At 70.1% G+C, this 23,433-nt stretch carries 17 protein-coding genes; 11 read left to right on the top strand and 6 right to left on the bottom strand.

The window, feature by feature from the left end; all coding sequences use genetic code 11:
- Positions 1 to 21 precede the first annotated feature (21 nt).
- Positions 22 to 99, bottom strand: a complete 78-nt coding sequence (locus tag ACFVW8_RS15895; protein WP_371604899.1) for a 50S ribosomal protein bL37 — start codon at positions 97 to 99, stop codon at positions 22 to 24.
- A gap of 406 nt (positions 100 to 505) precedes the next feature.
- Between ACFVW8_RS15895 and malX the strand changes: the two genes are divergently transcribed.
- The 10 genes from malX (at position 506) to ACFVW8_RS15845 (ending at position 13,679) form a co-directional block, all read left to right on the top strand.
- The gene (malX, locus tag ACFVW8_RS15890; RefSeq protein ID WP_389690200.1) at positions 506 to 2,113 is read left to right on the top strand and encodes a maltose/glucose-specific PTS transporter subunit IIBC; all 1,608 of its coding nucleotides are present in this window, start codon (positions 506 to 508) and stop codon (positions 2,111 to 2,113) included.
- A gap of 2 nt (positions 2,114 to 2,115) precedes the next feature.
- A complete protein-coding gene (locus ACFVW8_RS15885) occupies positions 2,116 to 3,330 on the top strand; it encodes a MalY/PatB family protein (protein ID WP_389690198.1) in 1,215 nt (404 codons plus the stop codon).
- Between the two features lie 195 nt (positions 3,331 to 3,525).
- Entirely contained in the window at positions 3,526 to 3,996 is a 471-nt protein-coding gene (locus ACFVW8_RS15880) for a MarR family winged helix-turn-helix transcriptional regulator (protein ID WP_389690196.1), read from the top strand.
- 254 nt (positions 3,997 to 4,250) lie between these two features.
- Positions 4,251 to 6,821, top strand: a complete 2,571-nt coding sequence (locus tag ACFVW8_RS15875; RefSeq protein WP_389690194.1) for an FUSC family protein — start codon at positions 4,251 to 4,253, stop codon at positions 6,819 to 6,821.
- A gap of 314 nt (positions 6,822 to 7,135) precedes the next feature.
- Positions 7,136 to 8,458 (top strand): glycoside hydrolase family 71/99-like protein, encoded by a 1,323-nt coding sequence (locus ACFVW8_RS15870; protein ID WP_389690192.1) that lies wholly within the window; start codon positions 7,136 to 7,138, stop codon positions 8,456 to 8,458.
- 552 nt (positions 8,459 to 9,010) lie between these two features.
- Positions 9,011 to 10,231, top strand: coding sequence for a cytochrome P450 (locus ACFVW8_RS15865; protein ID WP_389690190.1), 1,221 nt, complete (start codon positions 9,011 to 9,013; stop codon positions 10,229 to 10,231).
- Complete coding sequence (locus ACFVW8_RS15860; RefSeq protein ID WP_389690188.1) at positions 10,225 to 10,887, top strand: TetR/AcrR family transcriptional regulator; 663 nt, start codon at positions 10,225 to 10,227, stop codon at positions 10,885 to 10,887. Before ACFVW8_RS15865 ends, ACFVW8_RS15860 begins: the two co-directional genes overlap by 7 nt.
- 42 nt (positions 10,888 to 10,929) lie before the next feature.
- A complete protein-coding gene (locus ACFVW8_RS15855) occupies positions 10,930 to 11,130 on the top strand; it encodes a ferredoxin (RefSeq protein ID WP_389690186.1) in 201 nt (66 codons plus the stop codon).
- Positions 11,127 to 12,332 carry an NAD(P)/FAD-dependent oxidoreductase gene (locus ACFVW8_RS15850; protein ID WP_389690184.1) on the top strand — a complete coding sequence of 402 codons (1,206 nt, stop codon included), beginning with the start codon at positions 11,127 to 11,129 and terminating at the stop codon, positions 12,330 to 12,332. Before ACFVW8_RS15855 ends, ACFVW8_RS15850 begins: the two co-directional genes overlap by 4 nt.
- Positions 12,333 to 12,440: 108 nt before the next feature.
- Positions 12,441 to 13,679 (top strand): cytochrome P450, encoded by a 1,239-nt coding sequence (locus ACFVW8_RS15845; protein WP_389690182.1) that lies wholly within the window; start codon positions 12,441 to 12,443, stop codon positions 13,677 to 13,679.
- Positions 13,680 to 13,740: 61 nt separating this feature from the next.
- On the opposite strand, the gene ACFVW8_RS15840 is transcribed toward ACFVW8_RS15845, so the two are convergent.
- The 5 genes from ACFVW8_RS15840 to ACFVW8_RS15820 all read right to left on the bottom strand — a co-directional run bounded on the left by ACFVW8_RS15840 (position 13,741) and on the right by ACFVW8_RS15820 (position 22,147).
- Positions 13,741 to 16,728: a phosphatase PAP2 family protein gene (locus ACFVW8_RS15840; protein WP_389690180.1), complete on the bottom strand. Its 2,988-nt coding sequence runs from the start codon at positions 16,726 to 16,728 to the stop codon at positions 13,741 to 13,743.
- Positions 16,729 to 16,968: 240 nt separating this feature from the next.
- A complete protein-coding gene (locus tag ACFVW8_RS15835) occupies positions 16,969 to 17,715 on the bottom strand; it encodes a DUF1838 family protein (protein WP_389690178.1) in 747 nt (248 codons plus the stop codon).
- Between the two features lie 154 nt (positions 17,716 to 17,869).
- The gene (locus ACFVW8_RS15830; RefSeq protein WP_389690176.1) at positions 17,870 to 19,330 is read right to left on the bottom strand and encodes an amidase; all 1,461 of its coding nucleotides are present in this window, start codon (positions 19,328 to 19,330) and stop codon (positions 17,870 to 17,872) included.
- Entirely contained in the window at positions 19,327 to 21,036 is a 1,710-nt protein-coding gene (locus ACFVW8_RS15825) for an MFS transporter (RefSeq protein WP_389690174.1), read from the bottom strand. Before ACFVW8_RS15825 ends, ACFVW8_RS15830 begins: the two co-directional genes overlap by 4 nt.
- 250 nt (positions 21,037 to 21,286) lie before the next feature.
- Positions 21,287 to 22,147, bottom strand: coding sequence for a helix-turn-helix transcriptional regulator (locus ACFVW8_RS15820; RefSeq protein WP_389690172.1), 861 nt, complete (start codon positions 22,145 to 22,147; stop codon positions 21,287 to 21,289).
- Positions 22,148 to 22,273: 126 nt separating this feature from the next.
- Between ACFVW8_RS15820 and ACFVW8_RS15815 the strand changes: the two genes are divergently transcribed.
- Positions 22,274 to 23,269, top strand: a complete 996-nt coding sequence (locus ACFVW8_RS15815) for an aldo/keto reductase (RefSeq protein ID WP_389690170.1) — start codon at positions 22,274 to 22,276, stop codon at positions 23,267 to 23,269.
- The last annotated feature ends 164 nt before the right edge of the window (positions 23,270 to 23,433 follow it).

Genomic DNA, 23,433 nt, shown 5'->3' with positions numbered 1-23,433 from the left:
CCCCGATGAATCGGCGTGCCCTCAGGTCTGCGGACGGCTGCCGTGGTTCGCGCCGTTCTTGCGGCGGGCCTTCTTCTTACGACGTCGCTTCGATGACATCGAACCCTCCTCTTCCTGTGCTTATCCGAACTATCCACCGGATTGTCTCCGACGATCACAGAGCCCCTTACCCACCGACGCGGCAACAAACACCAGATGCGCAGGCGTACGAGTGGCATGGGTCACGGAGCGTGACAGCGCGTTCCCCGAGTATGCCGAACCGTCCGCGTCCGGCGCCGGGCCCGTACCCCTGAGCCTCCATGGACAGTCGTCGACCTGCTGTGATGTGATCCCTGCGGCGGAACGGCCCTGCCTGGCGCTGCTCACCGGGCGATCCCCGGGTACACCGTGCGAGGACGGCCGGAACTCCCCTCATCATGTCTTCCGCCGCTCGATCATCCGTGGCCCCCGCATTTCCACGGCGAGCGCCGGGGGCAGTCCCCCCAGGCTCGAAGGTTCCGTACACATGCAGAAGACCAAAGCCGCACTCTGGGAGTTTCTCCAGGGGCTCGGCAAGACGTTCATGCTCCCGGTGGCCCTGCTCGCGTTCTGCGGCATCATCCTGGGCATCGGCTCGTCCCTCTCCAGCGAGGCCGTCACCGACAACCTCCCCTTCCTCAAGGCCGAGGGCTTCCACCTCGTCTTCACCTGGATGGCCAACACGGGGCTGGTCGCCTTCACCTTCCTGCCCGTCCTCTTCGCGATGGCGATCCCGCTCGGTCTCGCCCGCGAGGACAAGGGGGTGGCGGCCTTCTCGGGCTTCGTCGGCTTCGCCGCCATGAATCTGGCGGTGAACTTCTACCTCACCGCCAAGGGCGTCGATTTCGAGGACGAGAAGGCGATCCAGCACTACGGGATAGCTGACGTGCTGGGCGTGCAGTCCATCGATACCGGACTCCTCGGAGCCGTGGTCGTCGGCATCGTTGTCAGCCTCCTCCACCAGCGCTTTCGTGCCCAGCGGATGCCTGACGCACTGGCCTTCTTCGGTGGGCTGCGCTTCGTCCCGATCGTCTCGGCACTCGCCCTGAGCGTGCTCGGTCTGCTCATCCCGCTGGTCTGGCCGACCTTCAACGGCTGGATCACCGCCGTGGGCCGCGGCATCGGGCACACCGGTGTCTTCGGGCCGTTCTTCTTCGGCATGGGTGAGGTGCTGCTGCGGCCGATCGGGCTGCACCACATCCTCGTGGCCATGTTCCGGTTCACCGACGTCGGCGGTTCGGGCACCGTCTGCGGCGACAACGTCTCCGGCGCCCTGAACATGTTCTACGCGCACCTGGACTGCTCCGCCGCGCCGAATGCCTCCGTCACCGAGGCGACCCACTTCCTCTCCCAGGGCAAGATGGCGTCCTACCTCGGCGGGCTGCCGGGCGCCGCGCTCGCGATGTACCACTGCGCGAACAAGAAGATGCGCCCGGAGATCAAGGCTCTGCTCGTGTCCGGCGTGGTGGCCTGCGTGGTCGGCGGGATCACCGAGCCCCTGGAGTTCCTGTTCCTGTTCGTCGCGCCGTGGCTGTACGCCATCCACGCGGTCCTCGTGGGACTCGGCTTCCTCACGGCGGCCGTGCTCGGCGTCTTCATCGGGAACACCGACGGCAACGTCATCGACTGGCTGGTCTTCGGAGTCCTCCAGGGCTCGACGACCAAGTGGTACCTGATACCCGTGATCGCGGCGGTCTGGTTCGCCGTGTACTACTTCCTCTTCCGCTGGGCGATCACCCGCTTCGACCTGAAGACCCCGGGCCGTGAGGAGGAGACGGAGCCGGAGGACGAGGACGTCGAGGCCGCCGCCCCGGACGGGGCGGCAGAGCCCGCACGCGTGCTGGTCGCGGGGAAGTACGACGCCGTCGCCATCCTCGCCGCGATCGGCGGCGCCGAGAACATCCAGTCCCTGGACAACTGCATCACACGCCTGCGCATGACGGTGCAGGACGCGGGACGGGTCGACGAGGCACGGCTGAAGAAGCTCGGTGCCGTGGGGGTCATCAAGCTCGACGGCCACAACGTGCAGGTCATCATCGGGCCGCAGGTCCAGTCGGTGAAGGACGCCATCGCCACCATGGTCCCGGTGGGCTGACCATGACCCTCCACCTTCCCGGCTCGTCCGGGCCGGCCCAGCAGCCCGCACCGTACGGCTTCGACACCCCCGTGGACCGCCACGGCACCTGGTGCACGCAGTGGGACTACGTAGAGGACCGCTTCGGAGTGCCGGATCTCCTGCCGTTCACGATCTCCGACATGGACTTCGAGACCGCCCCGGAGATCCTGGCCGCGCTCCGCGACCGCCTCGGTCACGGTGTGCTCGGCTATTCGCGGTGGCGACAGAAGGACTTCCTCTCCGCGATCGTCCATTGGTACGCCTCCCGGCATGCGACGGCCGTGGATCCGGAGTCGATCGTCTACGCGCCCTCCGTCGTCTACCAGATCTCGCAGCTGCTGCGTCTGTGGTCGGAGCCCGGCGACGGCGTGGTCGCGCACACGCCCATGTACGACGCGTTCCCCAGGACGGTGGCCGCCCACGGGCGGCAGCTCCGGGAGTGCCCGCTGGACGACTGGGCGGAGCTGGAGCGGCTTCTGGCGCTGCCCGACACCGCCGTTCTGCTGCTGTGCTCGCCGCACAATCCGACGGGCAGGGTCTGGTCGGCCGACGAGCTGGACCGGATGGCCCGGCTGTGCGCGCGGTACGACGTGGCCGTGATCAGCGACGAGATCCACTCCGACCTCGCCCACGCCCCGCACGTCCACCGCCCCTGGGCCCGGCATGGCGGCGACGGCCGGTGGGCTGTGGTCACCTCGGCCTCGAAATCGTTCAACATTCCTGCGCTGACCGGAAGTTACGGGATCATCGGCGACGCCGAGTCGCGTGACGCCTATCTGCGGCAGCTCAAGGACGCGGACGGTCTCTCCTCTCCGGCCGTGCTGTCACTGGTCGGGCACATCGCCGCGTACCGGGAAGGGGGGCCGTGGCTGGACGCCCTTCTCACGTATCTGGCGGGCAATCTGACCATGGTCGCCGACCGGCTGCGCGCGGAGTTCCCGCAGCTCGGCTGGGAGCCCCCGCAGGCCGGGTATCTCGCCTGGATCGATCTGCGGCCGCTCGGTGTCGACGACGACGCGCTGCAGCGTGAGCTCGTCGAGGTGGAGGCAGTGGCCATCATGCCGGGGGCCGCGTACGGCTCCCCGGGCCGGGTCCGGCTCAACGTCGGGTGCCCCCGCTCCAAGGCCGGGTCCGGCGTCGGGGCTCTCGTGCGCGCGCTGCGCCGTCTCACGGAACCGGGGACTTCCCGGTCCTGAGCCACGGGGGCCGGGCATGCCCGGCTGCCGTCACCCCTCGTACCGCATGGGTGACACGTACACGTACCGCATGACCGACGCCTCGGCCATGCGGTACGTGCCGTTCCGGCCGGTCTTCCGGGGCGGACCGGACGAGCCCGGGCATTTTGCCCGCGCATGGTTCCGGGCCCCTCTTGACATATATATAATTGCAATATGCATCAATCGTCACCGTCTTCAGGTCTCACCGACGAGCAGCGCATCGAGAGCGCCGCCCGGGGCCTCCTGAGAGGTATCGGGCGACTGGCGCAGACACTTTTCCGGACGGGTGATTTCGGGCTCACCCGCAGCCAGGCGGCCGTACTGGACGCGCTGGAGGACGGCCCCCGACGGGTGACCGCCCTCGCGGCGTACACGGGTATGGCGCAACCGCGCGTGACCGTGGTTCTCCAGAGCCTCGAAGAGCGCGGCCTGGCCTCGCGCGAACGCTGCGCACCCGACCGGCGTGTCGTTGAGGCGACCCTGACACCGGCCGGCCGGGACCTGCTCGAAGAGGCGCGCCGGCGGATGGCCGCAGCGCTCCTGAGGGGCCTCGACGCCGGCGTCGAGGACTCCGAGCGCGCCGTGGCCGCCGCTCGCGACGCCCTCACCACTTTGCTGAACGCGATGGAATCGGAGACCAGTTGACCAGCCCAGGCACCGCGCCGTCAGGGACGGCGTCGGACCGAGCAGCGCCCGCACCACCCACCGGCACCCCCGCAGAAGTTCCGCGTCCCCCCGCATCTGTGGAGGGCGTTGTGCACACCCCCGTACCCGGGACAGGCGTTCCGCGCGCCGTTGCGCCGCGTCGGGTGGGCGGGCCCCGGCGGCGCTGGGACTGGGTGCTCGCGGCAGATCCCGGCCTCGGGCAGCTGCAGTCGGGATGGCGCACGTTGGTTGCCATGGTGACCTCCCTCGCGGTCGGCTACGGGATGGCGAGGGCCCTCGACATCCCGGCCATGATCGGCATGATGGTCGGCGGGATGATGGGCCTGATGAGCGCCTTCGCCGTGGCCGAGAACACCTGGCAGCGGCTCGCCCGGGCCATCCTGTGGATGCCGTTCCCCTACGCCGCCGTCCTGTGGCTGGCCGCCGAGCTGCACGACGACCGCCGCCTGGAGATCGGGCTGATGGTCGGTGCGCTGGCCCTGACGTTCTTCCTTGCCCGATTCGGTCAGCTGTACCTGCTCACGGGCATGATGCTCTTCAACGGGCTGATGGTCGGCATGATGGCGAACATCCCCGCGGGGATGTCGGGCAAGGCGCTGCTCGTCGCCCTGGTGTCCGCCACAGCGGTGCTCGTGACCCGGCTGCTGTTGTGCTACCCGATGCCGCGCGAGGACCTGCTGCGCACCCAGCGCGCCTTCGTCGTGGAAGCCCGCCGGGTCGCGGACGCGGCCATCGAGGCGCTGGACCCCGACGCCGACCAGGAACGTGCCGTACGCCGCATGACGCGCGCTCTGCGCCGTCTCAACGTCACCACCGTCACCATCGACGGACGGCTCGCTCAGCCGGAGGTCGCGGCCGACCCCGACATGGCCGAGCTTCTCCACCGCCACCTCTTCGACGCGGAACTCGCCCTGCGGGGGATAGGCCGGGCCGTCCAGGACCTGACCGGGCTCGAGGTGCCCGCGCACCTGCGTGAGGCGCTGGTGGTGGGACTCGTCGTCGCGCGGGACACCCCCCTCGGCAGTGCCCAGGGGCTGCGCCCCGCAGCCGAGATCATCCGCCAGCAGGCCGATGCCGTGCCGCACCGCCCCGGTACCGGAAGCCGGCAGGCGGAAACCGTGGAACCCGCCTACCGCGTGGCCCACCTGCTCGACTCGCTGGCCGGCTCGCTCTCCCAATGGCTCGCGCTGGGCTGGAGCTCCCCGCAGTCACCGGCGAAGGTCCCCTTCCAGCCGACCGTCGCCCTGGAGCGCGACCGTCCCGCCGGATCCGCCGCGGCGACGCGGCGCGTGCTCGCGGCGGGAACGGAGACGAGCTGGCGGCGGGCCGTCCCCTTCGTGCGCGCACCGCTGCATGCGGGGATCGCCGCCGCCATCGTCTGCCCGATCACCGACGCCGTGGACCCGCAGCGCTTCTACTGGGGTCTGGTCGGCGTGATGATCACCCTCTTCGGTACGAACACGACCCACGAGCGGTTGCGCAAATTCGGCCACCGCATGGCCGGTACCGTGGGCGGCGCGGTGATCGGCATCGCTCTGCTCCACCTGGTGGGCCACGGTCACGTCTACGTGATGCTCACGATCATCGTCGCGGGGATCACGCTCGGCGCGTGGGGAATGCAGCGTGCCTACGCGCTCTGGGTCGTGGGCCTGGTCGTCGCACTCGTGCAGCTGTACGGACTGACGACGCCCGACGCCGGGATGGACCACCTGCTCGGCGAACGGCTGCTGGACAACGGTCTCGGCATACTGATCGCGACCCTGTGCGCGGCACTGATCTTCCCGCTGTCCGGCCGCAGGATCACGCGGGAGGCGGAGCGCGGCTACGTGTCCGCCGTGGACGGCCTCGTCTCGCAGCTGGCCCTGCGCTGGGAGGACCCCGACGCCCCGGTCCGGCTGCGCGGAGCGGCTCGCGCGGTCGACTCCGCCCTGTTCCAGGTCGTGAGCCTGGTCCGGCCGCTGGTCAGGATGCCGCTCGGGGTGCGCGGGCGTGACGCGGACCATCGCACCGCCCTGCTCACCACGGCAACCGGCCACGCCCGCGCCCTCGCGGCAGCGGCCGACATCGATATCGACCTGGCGCCCCGGCAGGCCGAACGGTTCACCCGTATCACCGCGGTCCTGGCCGGTTCGCTGCAGGCTCTGGACCGCTCGCTGGCCACCGGCGAGCCCGAGGAGTCCTGGCAGCGGGTGGGCCCACTGGTACGGGAACTGAAGGCGGAGCTGGACATGGCACCGCCGGGACCCCGCGCCGCGCGCATCCGCTCGGCACTGCGGGAGCTCGCCGCGCTCGACGAGGCGCTGGCCGGGTACGCGGAGCAGTGCGGGCTCACCGTGCGCAGCGCGGCTGCACAGGACGTCGTGACCTCGCCGATGGAACGACGCACACAGGCATTCTTGGCGGAGTGGGGCACCCGGCGGCCGCCCCGGAATGCCGCCGTCTCCGACGCGTCCCCCGCCACGGTCGCGGTCGCGGCCACTCACATTCCCGGCACGGAAACGAGCTTGCCGGTGTCCGCGACACCGCCCCCGGCGGCCGCGCCTCCCGGCGGAGTCACCGTCACCGGAAGCGTCCGGTGCGACCGGCACCCCGCGGGCTGCGCCGGATGGATCACTGTGATCAACGGACGCGGGAAGCGGGTCGCGGCAGGGTCCGTGCAGTCGGGCCGTTACCGCGTCGGAGGGCTGCGGCCCGGTCCTCACACACTGGTCGTGTCGGCGTCGGCCCACGCCCCGCACGCCGAGCTCCTGTCCGTGCCCGGGGCGGGGGAGGCCGGCCGGATCGGCCACGACATGTGGCTGTAGCGAGGGCGCCCGCGGCCCGTGAACGCGAGGCCGCCGGACTCGTACGGTGCCCGGGATCAGGCACGCCCCGGGCATCGCAGACGGGCGCCGGTGCTCCGCCCCGGCGCCCTGGAAGCGCCCTCACGTAGCCGTGGTGGCTCCTTCCCCGTAGATGATTCGTTTCTTGCGTCTGCTGCACAAAATATTTCGTTATTGGCGCGCATCATTGCTCGCATGTAACCCCGCCGTTACGATCCCCGCAGCAGAACCCCGGCTCGCCGTCTGCCCAAGCAGGCGTCATACGGCCGGAGTTGGCCTATTCGGAGGAGTTCCAGATGGGTGTCACGCGCCGGACATTTGCGCAAGCCGCGATCACGGTCACCGCGGCGACGGTCATGGGCGGCACGCAGACCGCCCTCGCGAAGGCTGCGGTGGCCGCAGGCAGCCCGCCGGGCGACGTGGTGGGGAAGGTCACCGTCGGCTATCAGGGCTGGTTCGCCTGCACCGGCGACGGCGCCCCGATCAACGGCTGGTGGCACTGGACCCAGGACTGGAGCCGGCCGCCGTCCCCGTCGAACACCGGCATCAAGTGCTGGCCCGACATGCGGGAGTACGCGCACGGCTACCCGACGGGCTACGACAACCTCGGCAACGGGCAGCCCGCGACGCTGTTCTCCTCCTACGACCAGCAGACCGTCGACACCCACTTCCTGTGGATGCGGCAGTACGGAATCGACACCGCCGCGCTCCAGCGCTTCAACCCGACCGGCGGAGAGGGCCCGACGCGCGACGCGATGGCCACGAAGGTGCGGTCCGCCGCCGAAGCGCACGACGTGAAGTTCTACGTGATGTACGACGTCACCGGCTGGACCGGCATGCAGTCGGAGATCAAGGCCGACTGGACGGACAAGATGAAGGCGCACACGGCCTCGCCGCAGTACGCCATGCAGAACGGGCGCCCGGTGGTGTGCATCTGGGGCTTCGGCTTCAACGACACCAACCACCCGTTCTCCGTCGATGAGTGCCTGGACGTCATCAACTGGTTCAAGGCGCAGGGCTGTTACGTCATCGGAGGGGTGCCGCGCGAGTGGCGTACGGGCGGCGCGGGAACGCGCACCGGGTACACGGACGTCTACCACGCCTTCCACATGCTCTCTCCGTGGATGGTCGGCGCGATCGGCAACGCGGGTGACTCCGACCACGCCTACTCCACCTACACGGTCGGCGACGAGGCGGACTGTGCCGATCACGGCATCGACTACCAGCCATGCGTGCTGCCCGGCGATGTCTCGGGCCGTCAGCGCGCGCACGGCGACTTCATGTGGCGGCAGTTCTACAACATGTGCCGGGCCGGGGTGCAGGGCATCTACATATCGATGTTCGACGAGTACAACGAGGGCAACCAGATAGCCAAGACCGCCGAGTCCCAGGCCTGGTCACCGGCAGGTTCGGGGTTCCTGGCACTGGACGAGGACGGCACCGCATGCTCGTCCGACTACTACCTGCGGCTGACCGGCGACGGCGGGCGAATGCTCAAGGGGCAGATCGCCCTCACCGATGGCCGCCCCACCCCGCCGACGACCTCAGGGGGAGTCGATACGCCCACCGACCGGCCGACGCTGGGGAGCGGGCCACACCCACTCCTACGGCTCGGGTAACGAGGTGGACGACGACCGGGACGGCTACGGGGAGTCGGCGAACGGCGCCTTCCCGCAGTGGATCCCGGTCGATCCGGCCCAAGGGCTGTCCCGTAGTCCGGCGGATCGTGCTCACGCCGCCGCCGTCCAGCAGCCGGGACTCCCGTGCCCGGACGGTCGTGGTCGACGGCGGAACCGACAGTGCCGCCTCCGGCCGGCCGCTCGCCGCGTCGGGCGGCCGGTTCGACCCGGGGAGCGGCAACTCCGCCACCCTCGCCCTGCCGTCGGCCTCCACCACCCGCTATGTGCGGCTGACCTTCACGGCTATTAGCGCCCGTGCAGCTCTCCGGCCTCAAGGTCTACGCGACGTGAGCGGCAGTCACCTGATTCGCTGACGGTCCGGCAGCCGTCGCGGCTGCCGGACACCACGCTTCTGCGCCATCTGAACAGTGCGTCTCAGGGCCTCCCCGCACATGTTTTCCGGTCACCCTGCCACCTCGATTAAGTCAGTCGATTGATTTAGTTCGAGGCCTGGTGTCTAGTGATCGAGAACCCGGACTCAAGGAGGCTGGCATGAGCGAGACACAGGATTCAGGTCCGCTGGACTACCCGGTCGTCTCTCCAACGGCCCTGGAGCCGCCGGGGGAGTGGGCCGAACTCCGGAAGAAGTGCCCGGTGGCGGACGTGACCTTTCCGAGCGGCGACCCTGCGGTGCTGCTGACTCGCTACGACGACGTACGCACCGCCCTGGCCGATCCCCGGCTCACCCGTGAGGGCCTCGCCCGTCCGGACGCCGCGCGGATCACGGCCGGTGACGCCGAAGGCATCTTCAGCAGCCCGATGGCACGGACCCTGAACGACGAGGGTCACGAACGCTGGCGCCGGATGGTGGGCAAGTGGTTCACCGCGAAACGGATGGCGGCGCTGAAACCGCGCATGGAAGAGATGACCGACCGGCTCGTCGACACCATGATCGAACACGGCGGCCCCGCAGACGTGGTCAGCCATCTCGCCCTCCCCCTGCCGGTCTACGTCATCTGCACGATGCTCGGGGTGCCCGAGAGCGACCGGGACCGCTTCAAGGCGTGGTCCGACACCTTCCTCAACATGACGAAGTACACCCGCGAGGAGACCGAAGCCGCACACCGGGACTTCGCCGGCTACATGTCGGCCCTCATCGCCGGCAAACGCGAAGCGCCCGGGGACGACCTCCTCAGCCGGCTCATGGACGCGGAGGACACCGAGGGCGAACCGATGTCCGAGGCGGGCCTGGTGGCCACCGGCCAGGCCCTGCTGCTGGCCGGCCACGAGACGACGGCCGGGTTCATCGCCATGATGACGGCGCATCTGCTGTCCGTCCGCAGCCGCTGGGAGCGACTGGTCGAGGACCCGACGCTGATCCGCTCCGCCGTGGAGGAGCTGCTGCGCTTCGACCCGAACGGCAGCGGCTTCGGGATGCTGCGCTACGCCCACGAGGACGTCGAGCTCTCCGGCGGCACCGTCCCGCGCGGCACAACGGTCGTATGCAGCATGGCCGCGGCCAACCGGGACGAACGCGCCTGGGAGCAGGCCGACCTCATGGACGTCGGGCGCACCCCCAACCCACATCTCACGTTCGGCGCCGGACCGCACTCCTGCCTGGGCCAGCCACTGGCCCGCACGGAACTGCAGGCCGTGCTCGGTGTGCTGCTGCGCCGCCTTCCGCAGCTCCGGCTCGCCGTGGACGCCGACGCCCTGCAACGTCACGAGGGCATGCTCACCAACCCGCTGCGCGAGGTACCGGTGACATGGTGAACAGAACGAACAGAACCCAGCCCCTCAGCGGCCGTGGCGCCGGCACACGCGAGGCCATCATGACGGCGGCCGAGCGCCTCTACGCGGAGCACGGGCTGTCGAACGTCTCCAACCGGCAGATCGGCGAGGCGGCCGGACAGGGCAACAACACCGCGGTCAGCTACCACTTCGGCAGCAGGGCGACGCTCGTACGCACCATCATGGCCAAGCACGGAACGCACGTCGGTGTCATCCGCATGCGCTACGTGAAGGCCGCCGGTGACAGCACCGAACTGCGGGACTGGGTGCGCTGCCTGCTGCGCCCGGTGACCGAACACCATGCCGCCCTCGGTGTGCCCTCGTGGCACGCCCGGTTCGCGGTACAGGTGATGACCGATCCGCTGATGCGGACGCTGGTGGAGGACGAGTCCCTCACCCGGGACAGCCTGTGCCTCACCCTCCAGGGCCTGGGCCGGTGCCTGTACGACATCGTGCCCCCCGAGATCCGCCCCGCACGCGCCGAGATGGCCCGCCACCTCATCACCCACACGTGCGCGGAACGCGAACGGACCATGGCCGAAGGCCTGGCCGAGCCCGGTGCGTCCTGGGAACGAACCGCCGACGCGCTGGAGGACGCGCTGGTGGGGCTGCTCGCCGCGCCCATCACCCGCCACTGAAAGACCACCGGGAACCGCATCGACCCGACAGGGAGAGGGACCATGAAGATCACTGTGGACGAGGAGAAGTGCTGCGGCGCCGGCCAGTGCGTGCTGATCGCCCCGGAGGTGTTCGACCAGCGCGACGAGGACGGGATCGTGATCCTCCTCGACGCCGCGCCCCCCGCCGAGCGGCACGAGGAGGTCCGCGAGTCCGCCGCAGTCTGCCCCGCCGCAGCCATTCACCTCGGCGAGGACACGTGAGCACGCCGGCCGACGTACTGGTCGTCGGGGCGGGCGCCGCAGGTCTCACCGTCGTGGAGAGCCTGCGCCGCAAGGGCTACCGCGGCCGGATCACACTGCTCGGCGAGGAGCCGGGCGCACCGTACGACCGGCCGCCCCTGTCCAAGCAGGTACTGGCCGGGACCTGGGAGGCCGAGCGCACGCATCTGCGCACCCGTGACGTACTGGACGCCCTGGAAGCGGAGTTGGTCCTCGGCGAGCGCGCAGTGGCCCTCGATGCCGCCACACGCACCGTGCGGACCACGAGCGGAACGGAGCTGCGAGCCGAAGCCGTGGTGCTGGCCACCGGACTGAACGCGCGCAGAATGCCCTCCCTGTCGGGGGCGGAGGGCGTGCACGTCCTGCGGACCCTTGACGACGCCGCGCACCTGCGCAGGGAACTCCGGGCGGCCGAACGGCTCGTGGTCGTCGGCGACGGGGTGCTCGGCGCCGAAATCGCCGCCACCGCCCGCCTCATGGGAACGGACGTGACCCTTGTCGGGCCGCAGACCGCGCCGATGCGGGCGCAGTTGGGACACGACGTCGCACAGCTGCTCGCCGCGCTGCACACCCGGAACGGGGTTCAGCTCCGACCGGGCACCCTCGTGGCAGGACTGGAATCGGACGATGGACGCGTCACCGGCGTCCGCCCGGCCGACGGTGACGCCATCCCCGCCGACCTCGTCGTCGCGGCGGTCGGCAGCACCCCTGCCACCGACTGGCTGGCCGGCAGCGGCCTGCTCCTGGAGGACGGCGTGGTGTGCGACTCCCGCTGCCGAGCCGCCGACGGCATCTACGCCACAGGAGATGTGGCCCGCTTCCACCACGAGGGCCTCGACCGGCCCCTGCGCCTGGAGAACCGAACGAACGCCACTGAGCAGTCCATGCTGGTCGCGGCCAACATCCTGGGCGAGGACCGCCCCTACAGCCCCGTTCCGTACTTCTGGACCGACCAGCTCGGCGTGAAGATCCAGGTCTACGGACTGCCCACACCCACGGCCACCGTGCACATCGTCGAAGGCGCCCTTGAGCAGGGCCGGTTCGTCGCGCAGTACGCAGACGGCGAGGACGGGCCCGTCGCCGTCCTCGGCTGGAACATGCCCAAACAGGCCCGCCAACACCGCCACCACCTCATCGACCGGTACACACGCGCGCCCCGGCCCGAAGCCGTCACCCCGCGGTGACGGAGAGCCACCGCCGGGCCCGCGCCCGGTCGCCCCAAGACCGACTGCTCCCCACACGCCTGCCGGCCCGATGACGGAGGCGGTCGTCCCGCCCCACCGGAGGAGACCATGTCCAGCACGCCCGCCACCCCCGAAGCAAGCGCCGTCGACATCCCCGACTTCCCCCCGCCGCGCTCCGCGGAATGCCCGTTCGCCCCCTCGCCCGGCATGCGGGCGCTGACCGAGTACGGGCCGCTCACCCGGGTCAGCTCCTGGGGCGGCAGCACTCCCTGGGCCGTGACCGGGCACGCCGAACAGAAGGCGTTGCTGTCCGACGCCCGTCTGAGTGTGGAGTTCGCCAGGCCGGGCTACCCCAGCCCCGTGGACCCGGCGCACACTCATGGCGGTGGCACCGATCTGAGCTTCGTCGGCATGGACGACCCCGAACACGCCCGGCTGCGCCGCATGATCAGCGGCACCTTCACCATCAAGCGGATCGAGGCGATGCGCCCCCGCGTGCAGAAGATGGCTGACGCCTTCATCGACACCATGCTCGAAGGGCCCAAACCGGCAGATCTCGTCCAGTCCCTCGCCCTGCCGATCCCCTCCCTGGTCATCTCGGAACTCCTCGGAGTCCCTTACGAGGACCACGAGTTCTTCCAGTTCAACAGCAAGACCATCGTCTCCGCCGTTGCCTCCCCACAGGAACGCGCGACGGCCCACACCAACCTCGCCTCGTACCTCGACGAGCTCGTCGGCCGCAAACTCACCGAGCCGGGCGACGACCTCCTCTCCGGCCTCTGCGGGCAGATCGAGAGCGGCGAACTCAGCCGGCGCGAGGCTGCCGCCATGGGCGTGCTCCTCCTCCTGGGCGGACACGAGACCACCGCGAACATGATCAGCCTGGGCACGCTTCTGCTCCTGCAGCACCCCGGCCAACTCGCCCTGATCCGCGACACGGACGACCCCGCTGTCGTCCGAGACGCCGTCGAGGAACTCCTGCGCTACCTCTCCATCGTCCACCTCGGCCGCCGCCGCACCGCCCTGGAGGACATCGAGATCGCCGGCCGTACCATCCGCGCCGGAGAGGGCGTCATTCTGCTCGGCGAACTCGCCAACCGTGACCCCTCGGTCTTCCCCGAGCCGGACCGCCTCGACATCACCCGTAACGCCCGCCTGCACCAGGCGTTCGGGGCCGGCAGCCACCACTGCATCGGCCAGCCCCTGGCGCGCATGGAGCTACAGGTCCTCTATCCCACCCTCTTCCGCCGCATCCCCACCCTCCGCGCCATCGACGACCTCGATGCGATCCCCTTCAAGTACGACGCCCTCATCTACGGCCTCCACGCCCTGCCCGTCACCTGGTAGGGATGCGGTCGGCACCACGTGGGTCCGGGCACCGGTGAACCGGTGCCCGGACCGCGGCTGTCTACTCGCTGCCCCCGGAGACCGGGCGGTGGCGCGGCAGACCGTCGGCATCCACCGGGACGCCGTTGACGGTGAGCGACCCGTCCCGTCCGACGGTGACTTTCGCGGCCATCGCGGCCGCGAGGTCCAGTCGCTGCCAGCTGCCGGTACCGTCCTCCTGGTCCATCACATATCCCGAAGGGATCTCGGTGGCAGCCAGCACAGTACGGCGCTGGGCAGCGGTCAGCTCGGGGAAGGCGCTGATCAGCAGGCTCTCCGCGCCCTGGGGCACGGACGGATCGAGCCCGGTGGTGCCGACCTTGGGGAAGCCGTAGGTCATGCGCTGCTGGAACACGCCCAACGCCTTGTCCGTGCTGAGGTACGGGCTACCGCCGGCAGCGCACTTCGCCAGACTGCCGCCCGCCCCGGACTCGTGGCACTTCTGGGCCAGCACGGACCGCAGCTCGGCCCCGGCCTGCTCCAGCAGGGTGCGGAACCGCGGGTCCGACCAGCGCATCTGCGCGGTGTCCGCGCCGACGATCCGGCCGCCCATGATGTCGGTCGGATAGTGGAAGGCCAGCACGATCCGGTTGTTGGCGTACTCCGAGGTGCGGGCCAGGATCTGTGGTGCCAGCTGCGGCAGCAGCGTGGCCATCACGATGCCCTGTGCGTAGGCGTGGCTGGTGTGGCCGCTCGGGAACGAACCGTCACCCTCCAGTCCCGCGTAGCCGCCCGCGCTGTCCCACGGCTTGATCAGACCGCTGTCGTCCGTGAAGCCCATGCGCACGAACGGCCGCTTGTACTGGTAGTTGTTCTTGGCCGTCTGGTACCAGTCGGCCGTCGACGTCGGCGTGTGCTCCAGCCGGCCGCTCAACAGCTCCTTTGTCTTGGGCAGTTCGCCGTTCCTGAGGGCCTTGGTGTAGAGCGGCCCGATCACATCGCCCAGGCCGTCCGCCATCGTCTTGTACGGGCTGTTCGCGCCGTCGACGAGTGCCTTGCGCACCTGGGGGGAGGTGCCGTCCTGGTAGGCATTGTTGATGTCGACGACGGTCTTGTCGTTGAGCGCCGTCAGCTGGTCGTAGGTCGTCCCCTTCGGCAGGACGGCGTTGGCACCCATGATGCTCGGTGTGTTCTCGGCTTGGGTGAACGGGTGCAGCAGCCGGGTGAAGTAGTCGCTGCCGTCGGGAGTGGTGGGCAGGACGTCCGACGCGTAGGTGGTGTTCAGCTGGGTGTCGGTGAAGGGCAGTGACGCGTCGGTCTGCGCCAGGGACGGCATCCCGAAGTACGCGTCCGAGCTGGTGCCGTTGCACTGGTGCACCTCGACCGCCAGCGTGTTGGTACCGGCCCGCAGGGAGGACGCAGGAATCGCGAATGTCGAGGCGGCCGGATCACCCGTGCCGGCGGCACCGTCCGGCGTCTCGTACTGGAGGTTCCGCGTGATCCGGTCGTCGTTCCAGCCCGCCACACGCTTGCCGTTGAGGTAGACCGTCGCGGTGTCGTCGTAGACGATGGTGCCGACCAGCCCGGTGATGGCGTCGATGGTCGCCCGGTCCATCGTGAACGACGTGCGGAAGAAGTACGCCTCGAGGTCGTCGTCCTGGGCCCCGCCCTTCTTGAGGTTCAGCTTGGTGCTCACCGGGAAGCCCGCTCCCAGGTCGGTGCCGTCACCCTTGACGCCGAACGCGCCGGTGGCGGTCTTCCACGGGTCCCCACCGGTGTCGAAATCCGGTCGCGTCCACGCGGTCCGGTCCGTCGCGCCGCGCGCCGGATCGGCATCCGGTGCGTCGAGGTAGCTCCAGGTGGTGGTCGTGTCGGCCGCCTGTCTGCCGAGCTCGACGGCGTCGACCCATCCGGAGACCGCGGCGCCGGCCTTCGCGGCCGGATTGTCGTAGTCGAGCAGCACCTCGGTGATCCGCTTGCCCGTGAGAGAGCCGAGGTCGACCGACATGGTGTTCCAGGCGCCGGGCTTCGGCGACGATGAACGCGCCGCCGTGCCGGCGGGACGCCCGTCGATGCCGCGGAGCAAGGGGCGCGCGTGCAGCCGCCGGGCGTGACGCCCGTCGGCGTCGGTGTAGACCATGTCGACGGTGGCATGCGCGGAGGCGTCGTCCCCCGGGCGGATCGCGTAGCTCAGCGTCGAGTCCGCGCCCAGCGGGATGTCGAGTCCGGACCTCATGACCACGGTGGAGGAGGCGGCACCGGACTTCAGCACCCGCGCCGCGTACCGGAGCGCGCCCTTGCCGGCCGCTGCGCCGACGGACTGCGCGTCCTCCACGGACAGGCCCAGCGCGGAGGGCCGGGAGCCGGCGTTGCTGCGCAGCGTCCAGTCGGCGAGCTGGAACTTCGTGTGGTCGGACGATTCCCCGGTGCAGTGCTCGGCGCAGTTCTCGGTCACCCGCAGCTGGTAGTAGCGGTAGCTGCCGGGGGCGTGGACGGAGTAGAAGTCCGTCTGGTTGCGTTCACCGAATTCCTGGTTCTTCTCGGTGCCGAGTTCGGTCCAGGACGGGTCGTCGGCATCGGAGGCGGCGGATGCGCGGTTGCTGCCGAGCACCGTCCAGGCCCGCGGGTCGCGTGGGGCCGCGTCATTGGCCGCGGTGAGGGAGTAACCAGTTACCGGGGCGGGGGAGTCGAGGGTGTAGATCGCGTACACGGGGTGCTCGGCCGTCGGCCGGCCACTGCCGCTCGCGTACCACTTGGTGGAACTGTCGTTGTCAGCCAGGCCCGTGACGTGTTCGGTGGCGCTCGCGTCGTTCGGCCGGTTGGAGGTCACCGACGTCACCGTCGTGCTGACCTCGGTGGTCTCGCCCCGCAGGCCGGTTGCGGCGCGGTAGGCGGGGAACCCTGCGGGCTGGGGTGCACCGGCCTCGTACGAGGTGGACCAGTAACCGCCCGGGCCCGGAGCCTCGTCGGCGACAGCCGTGGCGCCGGCGGAGCGGACACCCGTCAACAGGGCCAGCAGCGATACCGCGATCACCGCGGCTCTGTGTCTGCTCCTCGCGTGCGAACTCATGCAACCTTCTTTCGTCGGTCGGGGCTGAGTGATTTCCGGACGGATGCGCTGACGGCGACCGGGGCGACCACCCGCCATGACATCGTTGTCAGGATGGAGTTGAACCGTCTGTCATTGCAGAACCTGGGATACCGGGTGCCGCGCCGAGAACGGGGAGCTGATCGAGGCGGGCAGGACGGCGCACGGGGCCAGCCGCGTGGGCCGCCCCGCGCAGAGGCTACAACTTGGCGGTGGCTTCGGCTATGCTGGCGGATTGAGCTTGCGGAAGTACGTCCAGCTCGTCTCGTTCGGCTCGCTCCACTTCTCCGGGGCCCGGGCGAACTCCGGTTGGTGGTCGGTGACATAGGCACGTGTGCGCTCCGGGACCTCGGCGTACGAGCCGAGCTTGCGGCCCCGGCAGTGGAAAGTGAGGCCGCCGGGCGCCTGCCCGCGGGCCATCCATGGGAGCCACGGGGACATCCGGGTCCAGGACATGGTGGCCGGGACGCTGGGCGACGGGCCGGACAGATCGGAGCGGTCGGCGAAGAACTGGAAGAGTTCCAGGGCCTTGTAGGTGTCGCCGGCCGAGTGGAGAGGGTACTGCGCCACAGGCAGCGGCGAGGGGTAGGACAGCGGGATCTCCAGGCTGAAGCAGACCTGTCCGCCCAGCTCGGTCGTCGGGATCGGGAAGGGGCGCCACTTCTGGTTCGCCGGGTCGTTCCAGACGTGTACCACCGGCAGGTCCTGCCAGGTCTCCAGGATCTCGCGACTCACGGGGTCCAGGTAGAAGGCGGCCTCCCTGGTGAGCAGTTGGTAGGCGTCCGGCCCTGCGTCTGTGTCCTGGACGAGCCGGGAGACGTTGATGCCCTCGAAGCCGAAGACGCGCTGGTAGGGCTGGTCGGGGGACCAGGAGTACACGTCTCCCGACCACCAGTACGTGACTTCCTCGCCGTCGAGCGAGGCACGGGTGCGGGCGAAGGAGCGAAGCAGCTCGGCGGGTGTCGTCATACCCAGTACTCTGCGCGACGCCGGACCCGGCCGGGCGTGAAACACTCCGAAAGACCCCGGCCGGGCCCGGAAGGGGCCGGAAAAGCCACCCGGGCCCGGTTCGGCCCCGCCGCAGCGCCCGCGCACTGTCCGTCGTCCTTGTGCCTGTCCGGGCTCAGTCCCGGGTTCGGCGAACGTCGACGGCCGGATCCGTCAAGAGGCGTGCGTACCGGTCTCGCCAGGGGCTCGCCTCCTCCACCTGGGCGCTCAGAGCGATCAGCGTGGCCTCGTCGGCAGGGCGTCCCACGAGCTGGACGCCGACCGGAATACGGTCACCTTCGGTCCAGTGCAGCGGAAGGCTGACGGCCGGCTGGCCCGTCATGTTGTACGGACTGGTGAACGCACTGAAAGCGCTCTGCCTGTAAAGGTTCACCAGGGGGTCTCCCGACTCGTCGAAGAACTCGACGCTCTGCGGGAGTGTCGCGAGGGTCGGAGTGAGCACGGCGTCGTACTGCTGTGTCGCACGGATCGCACGCCGCGCCGCACTGTGCATTGCCGTGACGGCCGCGGCGAATTGCTCACCCGACACCCCGCGCCCGTACTCCCGCCAGGCCCGCGTCACCGGCCGAAGAAGGGTCTCCCGCTCGGCCTCCAGCGGGCGTCCGAGGGACTGCACGCCCCACGCGGTCACGAAATGCGCGGAGATCTCGGGGCCGAAGGGGGTGGGTATGTCCTCCACGGTGTGGCCCAGGCTTTCCAGCAGCTGAGAGGCCTGTTCCCAGGCGTCCAGGCATGCCGGGTCCACGGTGATGCCATCGGCGGCCGGTGTCGCGTACCGGCCGATGCGCAGTCGTCCGGGTGCCCGCCCGGCATGGCCGAGAAACGACTCGCCGGCCGGCAGCGGGGGCGCCCAGTGCGGATCGCCCGGTTCCGGCCCGGCCAGCACATCGAGCAGGGCCGCCGCGTCACGCACCGACCGGGCCAGCGGACCCTGCACGGCGAGGCCTGTGACCTCGGCGCCGAACGGCCCCGAACTGACCCGGCCCCGCGAGGGCTTGATACCGACGAGTCCGCAAATGCTCGCCGGGATCCGGATGGAACCGCCGCCGTCACTGGCATGCGCGACCGGGACCAGGCCGAGTGCCACGGCCACCGCGGCACCGCCGCTCGACCCTCCTGCGGAGAGCGCCGGGTCCCAGGGATTCCGGGCCGGGCCCACGAGATCATTGTCCGTGTAGCAACAGCATCCGAATTCGGGGGTGTTGCTCTTGCCCAAACTGATGGTGCCGGCCGCGCGCAGCCGGGTCACGCTGTGGGCGTCCACATCGGGGACATGACCGGCGAAGGCCTTCGATCCGTACGTGGTCGGTATCCCGGCCGTGTCGACGAGGTCTTTGACGGCGGTCGGCACACCGAACAGCGCCGACCGGTCCGCGGGTTGTCGCGCCGGGAGAGCGGCGGCCTCGGAGAGTGCCGCCTCGGGCGTGCCCGTCAGGAAGGCGCCGAAGTCCCCGTCGTACTGTTCCACGCGCGCGAGGTGGTGACGTACGAGATCCAGTGGGGAGACCTCGCCCTTCCGTACTGCGGCGGCCTGTTCGAGCGCGGTGAGTTCGTGCAGCCGGGTCGGCGTCGTCATGCGGTCTGTCCTTCCTGGGGGTCCGGCTTCATCTCGGCGAACTTCCTGGCGACGGCCTCCTCGTGTACCTGGAGGTCGTGCCGGGCGTCACGCGGCCGCCATCGGCCCGACATGACGAAGACGAACGGCAGGAACAGCACCTGCCCGCCCAGACACACCCACCACCAGGTCTGCCACTTGCCCGGATTGTCAGCACTGGCCTGCTGCACCTCCGTGCCGTGCTCACGCAGGATCTTCAGCTGCGGCGCCGCCTTCTGTACCGTACGCAACTGCTCGGCGCCGACTTCCTTCTCCGCGCGGGAGAGCAGCGCGGCCGGCACCTTGTCCGGTGCGTACGCGTCGAGTTCGGCGAAGAGCCTGGGATGTGCTTTGGTTACCGCCAGTGCCGGTGCGGCTTGGACGGAGGCCTGTTCAACGGCCGGCCCGTACTCGATGAGCGGGGTCACGGTGTTCACCACGAGCGGTACGAAGGCAGCGGACAGGGCCACCGTGATGCGGACGGTCCAGCCCCAGATGGCGAGCCCCATCGCCGTGGCGGCCGGGTTGTGCCGTTCCACCGTCTCGGTGAAGCCCGCCATCCACGGGGAGTAGGCGATGCCACTGGTCACGCCGATGCCCGCCACGATCAGCGCGAAGGTGTAGTACCCGGTGTGGGGTTCCGTGGCACGCAGGGTGAACCACAGGGTGAAGCCGATGGACCCGAGACCGCCCACCAGCATGAACGGCTTGCGCACACGCAGCCGGTCGGAGACCACTCCCGCCAGGACGAGCGTGATCGCGTTCGCTCCCCAGTACCAGTTCAGGAGGGCATTCGCGCGCTGTGCCGAGTAGCCGAAGGCCGTCGCGAAGTAGACGACGAAATTCCCGACGGCGGCGTAGTACAGAAGCAGATACAGGCTGATCGCGACCGCCGACCCGACGACGTCGAGGCGCAGCATCTGACGCCACTGACCGCGGAGGGCGGAGTCGGTGTCCATACCCTTGGCGCGGGCCTCGACCAGCGCACGGTCCCGCAGGCTCACCATGATCTGATCGCGCAGGGCCGGGGCGAGTTCGCGCAGCCCGAACAGGGCGACGACGAACAGGACCAGACCGCTGATACCGGCGAAGCGGATCTCGTCCTGCCACGTGGTGCCGCCGCCGTAGGTGCGCGAGGTGACGGCCGTGACGACGAGGCTGCCGACGATCGGCCCCATGGTCCAGTAGCCCATGGCCGAGGCGCGGCCCAGCTGGGGTGAGAAGTCCCGGATGAGAGCGGGGGTGGCCACCAGGATCATGCCCTCGACGAGCGCGACGGCGGAGTAGATGAGCAGGTAGCTCACCTTGTCCGGCGCGTTGGGCAGGGCGAACGTGGTGAGCAGGCCGACCACCAGGAGTCCGTAGACCACGATGTTGGCCCGGCCCCAGCGATCGGCGAGACCGGCCACCAGCGAGGAGAACGCCCCCACCGCGTTGGCGGCCACCGAGATGTACACGAAGTACAGGAACGTCATGTGGAACTGGCTGATGATGGCGGTCGACACCGCGTACTGGATGTACAGCTGGTAATAGAGGACGATCGTGACGAGTACGACGATCACCAGGTACCAGTGCCGTGCGCCGCGTTCGGGATAGCGGTCGAGCCGTCGCGCACCCAGCCCGCGCAGTGCCGATGGTGCCCTCCTGGCCGTGCGCGGCTCCGTCGCCGCCGGTGGCGAAATCGACACCTTGCCTCCCAGTGCTGTTCAACGGCACGCCGCAGTGCGTGCCCGCCGGCGCGAGGCTAGTACCGACCAGTCGGTACGCAGAAGGGGTAGGACGCAATTTTTGTGCGAAGGGGGCCGGAGGCGGGAGCGCAGGCTCGCACCAGGGGCGGAGCGTGACCGTGGCGCACGTGAGGGTGATGAGGGCTGCGACCAGTTCCTGAGGGTCGACGGCTCCTTCGGGGCCGACAGCCGGCGCCGGACGGGGGCCGGCTCACGGCACGGGCGTGTCCGCCGGCCCAGCGGTGAATTCCTGGACGCCGAGCACGCGCAGCAGCTCAAGCCGCTCGCGGGTCTCCGCGTCGGCCGGGGTGAGTACCAGCAGTTGCTGGCCGTGGTCGGGCGTGACCAGGGTTTCGCAGTCCATCAGCAGACGGCCCACCCGTGGGTTCAGGAAGGTCTTGCGGTCGGCACGCCGCACCGCCACCTCGTGCTCCGTCCAGAGCCGGTCGAAGTCCGGGCTCGCGGCCCGCAGCCGCTCGACGAGTCCGGTCACCGTGGGGTCGTGGGAGCGGCGGCCGGCGGCCGCGCGCAGGTCGGCGACGAGCCGGCGGGCGTGGTACTCCTGCTCCTCGGGAGGGCAGACGGCGCGGGCGGCGGGGTCGGTGAACCAGCGGTGCGCGGCGTAGCGCCGGTCGCCGGAGAAGCCGGTCTGGTCGCCCGTCAGCAGGAGGGACGCCCGGTTCTGGGCGAGCACTTCCCCCAGGTCGGACAGGACCAGGGCCGGGGTGTCGCCGAGCAGGTCGATCATCCGCACCAGACCGGCGCGGGCCAGGCGGGCCACCCCGTCGGCAGGTGGCGGCTGGTGACCGGCCAGATGGAACAGGTGGTCCCGCTCGTCGTCGGAGAGCCGCAGCGCCCGCGCCAGCGCGCCGAGCAGCTGGACCGAGGGCTGGCTGCTGCGGCCCTGCTCAAGACGGACGACGTAGTCCACCGACATTCCCGCGAGCATCGCCACTTCTTCCCGGCGCAGCCCGCTGGTGCGGCGCCGGGGGCCGTCGGGGATGCCGGCCTCGGCCGGGCGTATCGCCTCTCGGCGGCGGCGCAGGAAGTCGGCGAGCTGGTCGCGTTGCATGACTCCATCGTCCCTCGCGGGGGCAGACCGAGCCAGGGAGCGGCTCTCCCATGATGAACGCTCCGCTCCCGCAAGCCGCAGCACGGGCGCAGGGTGGATGGCAGATCGACGACTGAGGAGAACGAGATGAAGACACGAACCCTGGGAAGCACCGGCCCGGCCGTCTCCGCGCTGGGTCTGGGGGCGATGGGCATGTCGGGCGCCTACGGCGAGACCGATCGCGCGGAGAGCATCGCCACCGTGCACGCCGCGCTGGAGGCCGGTGTCACGCTGTTCGACACAGGCGACTTCTACGCCATGGGCCACAACGAGCTGCTGCTCGCAGAGGCCCTGCGTGGCCGGGACCGGGACAGCTACCGGTTGAGCGTCAAGTTCGGCATGCTGCGCGGGCCGGGCCCGCAGTTCGGCGGGCATGACGGCCGCCCCGAGGCGGTGAAGAACTTCCTGGCCTATTCGCTGACCCGGCTGGGCACCGACCACATCGACATCTACCGCCCCGCCCGGCTGGACCCTGCGGTCCCGGTCGAGGAGACGGTGGGCGCGATCAAGGAGATGATCGATGCCGGGTACGTGCGCCACCTCGGCCTCTCGGAGGTCGATGCGGCGACGGTCAGGCGGGCCCATGCGGTGCACCCCGTCGCCGACCTGCAGATCGAGTACTCGCTGATCTCCCGTGCGGTGGAGGCGGAGGTTCTGCCCGTGCTGCGGGAGCTCGGCATCGGCCTGACCGCGTACGGCGTCCTCGGCCGCGGCCTGATCTCCGGGCACTGGTCCGCCGGCCGGGCCGGGGGACCCGGTGACGCCCGCGGCGCCAGTCCGCGGTTCTCCGGGGAGAACGTGGAGCACAACCTCGCGCTCGTGGAGGCGCTGCGCCGGGTCGCCGAGTCAAAGGGGTGCACCGTCGCCCAGCTGGCCATCGCCTGGGTCGCCGCACAGGGCGAGGGCATCGTGCCACTGGTCGGTGCCCGCACACGCGAGCGGCTGGCCGAGGCGCTGCCCGCGATGGAGCTGAACCTCACCGGGGATGACCTGGCCGAGATCGAGAAGGCGGTGCCGCCGGGCTCGGCGCGGGGCGACCGGTATCCCTCCGCGTTCATGTCCGACCTCGGCGTGGGGAATTGAGCCCGGAGCCCGGAGCCTGCAGTGCACGGTCGAACGAGCCTCGGTGCCTGCCGGCCGGATGTCCGCAAGGCGATTGAGGACCGGGAGGGCTCGTCACCGCCCTGAAGCCGGTCCGCTGACGTTCAGGCGCCGGGAAGGAAGAGACAGAACGGATGGCCGTGCGG

The organism is Streptomyces sp. NPDC058221 (genome assembly GCF_042882365.1).
Classification (GTDB): Bacteria; Actinomycetota; Actinomycetes; order Streptomycetales; family Streptomycetaceae; genus Streptomyces.
Note: the sequence above shows the minus strand (reverse complement) of the source record. Positions and strands in the feature narration are given on the sequence as shown.

What these genes read in the sequence shown, in the direction of transcription:
- ACFVW8_RS15895 (WP_371604899.1), bottom strand. Translation starts at nt 99, where the DNA reads ATGTCATCGAAGCGACGTCGTAAGAAGAAGGCCCGCCGCAAGAACGGC.
- malX (WP_389690200.1), top strand. Translation starts at nt 506, where the DNA reads ATGCAGAAGACCAAAGCCGCACTCTGGGAGTTTCTCCAGGGGCTCGGC.
- ACFVW8_RS15885 (WP_389690198.1), top strand. Translation starts at nt 2,116, where the DNA reads ATGACCCTCCACCTTCCCGGCTCGTCCGGGCCGGCCCAGCAGCCCGCA.
- ACFVW8_RS15880 (WP_389690196.1), top strand. Translation starts at nt 3,526, where the DNA reads ATGCATCAATCGTCACCGTCTTCAGGTCTCACCGACGAGCAGCGCATC.
- ACFVW8_RS15875 (WP_389690194.1), top strand. Translation starts at nt 4,251, where the DNA reads ATGGTGACCTCCCTCGCGGTCGGCTACGGGATGGCGAGGGCCCTCGAC.
- ACFVW8_RS15870 (WP_389690192.1), top strand. Translation starts at nt 7,136, where the DNA reads ATGGGTGTCACGCGCCGGACATTTGCGCAAGCCGCGATCACGGTCACC.
- ACFVW8_RS15865 (WP_389690190.1), top strand. Translation starts at nt 9,011, where the DNA reads ATGAGCGAGACACAGGATTCAGGTCCGCTGGACTACCCGGTCGTCTCT.
- ACFVW8_RS15860 (WP_389690188.1), top strand. Translation starts at nt 10,225, where the DNA reads ATGGTGAACAGAACGAACAGAACCCAGCCCCTCAGCGGCCGTGGCGCC.
- ACFVW8_RS15855 (WP_389690186.1), top strand. Translation starts at nt 10,930, where the DNA reads ATGAAGATCACTGTGGACGAGGAGAAGTGCTGCGGCGCCGGCCAGTGC.
- ACFVW8_RS15845 (WP_389690182.1), top strand. Translation starts at nt 12,441, where the DNA reads ATGTCCAGCACGCCCGCCACCCCCGAAGCAAGCGCCGTCGACATCCCC.
- ACFVW8_RS15840 (WP_389690180.1), bottom strand. Translation starts at nt 16,728, where the DNA reads ATGAGTTCGCACGCGAGGAGCAGACACAGAGCCGCGGTGATCGCGGTA.
- ACFVW8_RS15835 (WP_389690178.1), bottom strand. Translation starts at nt 17,715, where the DNA reads ATGACGACACCCGCCGAGCTGCTTCGCTCCTTCGCCCGCACCCGTGCC.
- ACFVW8_RS15830 (WP_389690176.1), bottom strand. Translation starts at nt 19,330, where the DNA reads ATGACGACGCCGACCCGGCTGCACGAACTCACCGCGCTCGAACAGGCC.
- ACFVW8_RS15820 (WP_389690172.1), bottom strand. Translation starts at nt 22,147, where the DNA reads ATGCAACGCGACCAGCTCGCCGACTTCCTGCGCCGCCGCCGAGAGGCG.
- ACFVW8_RS15815 (WP_389690170.1), top strand. Translation starts at nt 22,274, where the DNA reads ATGAAGACACGAACCCTGGGAAGCACCGGCCCGGCCGTCTCCGCGCTG.